This window comes from Candidatus Pantoea formicae (genome assembly GCF_011752625.1).
In the GTDB taxonomy this organism is placed as follows: Bacteria; Pseudomonadota; Gammaproteobacteria; order Enterobacterales; family Enterobacteriaceae; genus Pantoea; species Pantoea formicae.
Window position 1 is genome coordinate 1 of the sequence record NZ_VWXD01000049.1, and the last position, 335, is coordinate 335.

Annotated in this window: 1 protein-coding gene; it reads right to left on the bottom strand. The window is 60.9% G+C overall.

Annotated features, from left to right (window positions below; all coding sequences use genetic code 11):
* Positions 1 to 232, bottom strand: a 232-nt coding sequence (locus tag F3J38_RS28035; RefSeq protein ID WP_205298445.1) for a hypothetical protein, incomplete at its 3' end; no start/stop codon positions are given.
* Positions 233 to 335: the final 103 nt, after the last annotated feature.

The following is a 335-nucleotide window of genomic DNA, read 5'->3' on the forward strand; positions in this document are numbered from 1 at the left end:
GGAGCCAGGCGCAGGGATGCGACAGGCAGTTCGGGTAGGCCAGGACGGCCGTACCCGAACGTTCCGGCCGGCACGACGTTGCAGCCGAGGGCACCGCGAAGCGGCGCGAGGACGGCCCGGCAGCAGCCGAGGTGCGGTGGCCCGCACTCAATCGCCCACCCGGCAGCAGAGATGCTGTGGCCAGCACCAACATGCTCACCCGCGCATAATAAAAATCTATGGTCACCTCCATTTTTGCAACCCTGATTTTGATTAATGACGAGAGGCTTGCTTAAATCTATACGGCGTCTGATGGGATATTGTCCCGCGCCACGATGAAGTTCGCACCTGTGGAA